General features: G+C 47.3%; 4 protein-coding genes, 1 pseudogene and 1 other annotated feature. Of the genes and pseudogenes, 4 read left to right on the top strand and 1 reads right to left on the bottom strand.

Annotated elements, in window-relative coordinates:
• Positions 1 to 152: pseudogene (locus LFYK43_RS12900) on the top strand (group II intron reverse transcriptase/maturase); the annotation flags it as partial.
• A 129-nt stretch (positions 153 to 281) separates the two neighbouring features.
• Positions 282 to 437: a hypothetical protein gene (locus LFYK43_RS12640; protein ID WP_158609249.1), complete on the top strand. Its 156-nt coding sequence runs from the start codon at positions 282 to 284 to the stop codon at positions 435 to 437.
• Position 438: 1 nt separating this feature from the next.
• Here the strand turns inward: LFYK43_RS12640 and LFYK43_RS11905 are convergent, their stop codons facing one another.
• Positions 439 to 1,266, bottom strand: a complete 828-nt coding sequence (locus LFYK43_RS11905) for a 2-keto-4-pentenoate hydratase (protein ID WP_124978554.1) — start codon at positions 1,264 to 1,266, stop codon at positions 439 to 441.
• Between the two features lie 105 nt (positions 1,267 to 1,371).
• Positions 1,372 to 1,613 (bottom strand) — a binding site (T-box leader).
• A gap of 536 nt (positions 1,614 to 2,149) precedes the next feature.
• Here LFYK43_RS11905 and LFYK43_RS11900 point away from each other — a divergent pair.
• A complete protein-coding gene (locus LFYK43_RS11900; RefSeq protein WP_124978556.1) occupies positions 2,150 to 3,259 on the top strand; it encodes a PTS sugar transporter subunit IIC in 1,110 nt (369 codons plus the stop codon).
• Positions 3,260 to 3,384: 125 nt separating this feature from the next.
• Positions 3,385 to 3,831 carry a DNA-binding protein gene (locus tag LFYK43_RS11895; RefSeq protein ID WP_124978553.1) on the top strand — a complete coding sequence of 149 codons (447 nt, stop codon included), beginning with the start codon at positions 3,385 to 3,387 and terminating at the stop codon, positions 3,829 to 3,831.
• The last annotated feature ends 17 nt before the right edge of the window (positions 3,832 to 3,848 follow it).

Below are 3,848 nucleotides of genomic sequence, written 5' to 3'. Positions count from 1 at the left end.
AAGAAGCTAAAATCTACGTGAATACACGGAAAGGGTACTGGCGCAATGCGCATAGTAAAACACTGTGTATATCCATAACAAACAAAAGACTGACACAGCAAGGACTATTAAACATGTCCCAGTTGTATCAGTCAATTCAAGCAAAAGCTTAAGTTGTTGAACCGCCGTATACGGTTCCGTACGTACGGTGGTGTGGGAGGTCGATAGTGTGAACTATCTCCTACCCGATCGTGAGTTTTTTGGCACAAAGTTTGCTAAAGTATGTTCCAAGCAGAAATGTTTTGGAACAAAGTATGCTAAAGTATGTTCCAAGCGGAATGGTTTTGGAACAAAGTATGCCAAAGTATGTTCCAAGCGGAATCGTTTTGGCACAAAGTTTTCCAAAACTAGTACCAAAGCAGCCGATCTCAACCTCAGAACAACAGGCAGTAAACTAAACTACTCTGCGACATTGACCTCGACACTGCCTAAGTCCCAGTTGAAGTCAGCGCGCCAAGTTCCAGCGGTTACATGCTCCGGCAAAAGGAAGGTCCCGCTGGATACACGCTGTCCTGCCTTCAAAGCGGTGCCTTGCTCAGCAAGTTTCTCCGTTAACCAGTGTAAAGAAGATAGCGGGTTGCCCAGAACTTCGGTGGCTGCCCCGTCTTTTAGGTGTTCGCCGTCATGATAGAGTTTGCAGGTCACGCTAGCGACATCTTCTGGGCTCGAAAAAACGTCCGTTGAATCGCGTTCTGGACCATAAACAACGTAGCCGCCGACCGCTGCATCTGCCATGACAAGATGTTTAGGTAGACTTGGAAACCAGTCGGAGAAACGAGAATCGGGGACCTCGACTGCTGCTGCCACCTTGGTTTTGGCAAGGAGGTCTTCTGGTGTGTCGGAGCTTGAGAGGTCTTCTTTAGCAGTAAACATTAATTCGACCTCAGCTAACGGATCCATGAGATCTTCTGGCTTGAAGTTGGCAGGTGAAGTCCGGAAATGACTTTCAACCTGGGCGCCGTACAAAGGCGAATCAGCGTCGAACATGTCTTGGGTCTCTTTGCTGGTCAAGGAGACTTTGTACCCGCCGACTGGTTCTTCTTTCAAATTGGTCAAGAAAGCCTGAACACGATAGGCACTGTCATCATCCGTGACTGTCTGTTCGTAGTCCGCCATGTTAAGCGGTGTGTGAGTCGCATAAGCCTGGTAAAGTGTTGTGGCAAATTCTTTTTCTGTCGCGGTCAATGCTGCTGTTTTGTTTTCTGTCGTCATAATATCTTCCTCCATTTTGATAAATCTGAATCGGACCGTCATTTTGAGAGCTTGTAATCGCAACTTCCATAAGAACCACCACCTTTAATTGAATAATAAAAAACGCCCTCAACTAGCAAAGTTAAGGGCGTTTCAACGCTGTACCACCTTAGTTTATCCTTGAATAAAACAAGGACCTCTCACGTACGGCAAAAAATGCGATACGCTGACACAATAATGGGTGCTCCCAGCGTTGTTTAATGATCAAGTGATTTTCACAACGCAGCTCAGAGATGATCATCACCTGCTTTTGTGGGTCGCTTCACACCAACCAGCGATTCTCTGACCACGCGCGCAGATAAAATTCTCTTTACAGCTTTTAATTAAAATTTAATTTATGTTTGTAATTTAACACTGCCAAATAAGTGTGTCAACCATTTTGTTAGAATTAATTTTAGGCGCCCTGCATCGTGTTGACCCTAGCAAAAAATAAATTAAAAAAGTTGTTGACAAGCAAATTTATATCGGGTACATTAGTAATCAATTAAATTACGATGAAAAACGCGAAGACGAGGATCGTCAACTGTAATAGTCTAAAGAGAGGCCCTGGTGGTGTGAAGGGCCGACTAAACAGCATGACCGCTCACCTCTGATGCGGCACAGGTGAATTTGAAAGTAGCGTGTGCTGGTTGTCCACCATTAACAGGATAACGCACCAGTCGTGTACAGACTGATGCGTTGAGGTTACTGACAGCTTGGATCCGGTTGTCTGTAACGAAGAATAGGTGGTACCGCGGAAACGCCCTATGGAGCATTTAATAATGTTTTGTAGGGCGTTTTTTCGTCACAAAAAATGCAATTATGGTTTGAAAAGAAGAGGGGTCGTTTTAATATGAAAGCAGCAGTTGCGGCTAATGATATGCCAGAAAAGCAAGAAACTCCGGTTGCTGAGCAGCCGGCTACAGAAAAAAAGATGTCGATCAGCGATTATGTTTATACAGTTTCAGCCGGTGTCTCTAACGCGGTCCTTGTGATGCTGGGTGTGGGGCTTTTGATCCAATCGATCGCTAACTTCGTTCATTGGGATGCACTCTACCAAGTTGGAGCAATCGCCCAGTGGATGCTTGCGCCGGCCTTTGGCGCTGTGATCGCGACTCAGCTGAAGACTAATTCATTGGTGATGTTTTCTTCGATGATTTCCGCCACGGTGGGGGCTAACGCGGTTTATTTCACCTCGGCCAACGTGCACGGCGTTACGGCGACTGGGAACGCAATGTCTCAGGCTGCGCAATCCGGGATCTTTACTTCCGGCCAGCCGATTTCCGCTGTTGCCGCTGGTTTGATCGCGGCTTTGATCGGCAAATATCTCACTGGCAAAACTCCGCTGGATATGATGTTAGTGCCGTTGGGTGCAACCTTGGTCGGCTCGATCTCCGGATTAGGGCTGGCCAGCGTCACGACTCCAGCTTTGAATTGGTTGAGCGGTTTTATTGCCCAGTCGATGCAAGTCAACCCCTTGGTCGGCTCGATCTGTGTCGCTTTTGCCTGGTCACTGTTCTTGATGACACCGGCTTCCTCGGCGGCTTTGGCGGTGGCAGTCATGCTTGATCCGCTGTCATCTGGTTCGGCTTTGCTGGGGACAACCGCTCAATTTGTCGGTTTCCTGGTGATCTCTTGGCGCCAAAATAACCTGGGAGCCAATATCGCCCAAGGGTTCATTACACCGAAGATCCAATTTCCGAATTTGCTGGTCAATCCAATGCTTGCAGTGCCGTCCTTTGTTTCGGCGATGGTTGCGGCTCCGGTCGCGGCGATCTTCTTTCATTTCAAAGTCAACTACACGATCGCTGGTCTGGGCTTGAATTCGCTGATCGCACCGATCAACTTGGCTTCGACTGATCCGCAGCTTTTGTTAGTTTATCTGCTGATGGGCGTTGTCGTACCGGCTGTGCTTTCCTTGGTTATTTACAATGTCATGCGCAAGATGAAACTCGTTAAAGACGGGCAGCTGCACGTTGAAGTTGTCTAGTCTATCATTACAATGAATTTTGCCAAAAAACGGTTGCTTCGGTTGGAAGTTTCCGTTTTTTTCTTGCCTAAGGCGTTATTTGTCAGCTGGGTTTTGGTACAATAAAACAAAGAGGTGTGGTCTAGATGAGAAAATTAGAACTTTTTGGACAAGCCAGTAACGAAAAACGTAATCAGCGGATCATGCGGTTGCGTAATGACTTTAATGATGAAAAAATCAATACGCTCCAGGAAGCAGCTAAAGCCACGGGCTACACTGTGCCCACGGTTCGCAAGTGGGCCCAAGACGGCGATATTCCGCTGTATGATAGTGAGACCGGGACCACGGTGGTTGCAGAAACTGCGCAAAACAAGCGGCAAATCAACGCTGCTAAGCAGTTAGAACACATTAATAAGCTCAGTGAGATCTACAATAAACAAGAGGCGATCACAGTTCAGGCTTGTGCGCAGCACCTGGGTTATCCCGCCAGCACAATCATTGCGTGGGCTAAAGATGGTGACGTGCCGGTCTTGCTGGGCGATAACCGGACGGTGGTACCTTTTAACGATACCAATACTCCAGCCTGGTTATAGTTGATCTGTGGAGGCAA

Origin of the sequence: Ligilactobacillus salitolerans (genome assembly GCF_003864415.1) — a bacterium.
Taxonomy (GTDB): Bacteria; Bacillota; Bacilli; order Lactobacillales; family Lactobacillaceae; genus Ligilactobacillus; species Ligilactobacillus salitolerans.
This window is presented reverse-complemented; position numbering and strand designations above follow the sequence as displayed.

Excerpts from the sequence above, each read along its gene's own strand:
- LFYK43_RS11905 (WP_124978554.1), bottom strand. The coding sequence starts at position 1,266 with ATGGAGGAAGATATTATGACGACAGAAAACAAAACAGCAGCATTGACC.
- LFYK43_RS11900 (WP_124978556.1), top strand. The coding sequence starts at position 2,150 with ATGCCAGAAAAGCAAGAAACTCCGGTTGCTGAGCAGCCGGCTACAGAA.
- LFYK43_RS11895 (WP_124978553.1), top strand. The coding sequence starts at position 3,385 with ATGAGAAAATTAGAACTTTTTGGACAAGCCAGTAACGAAAAACGTAAT.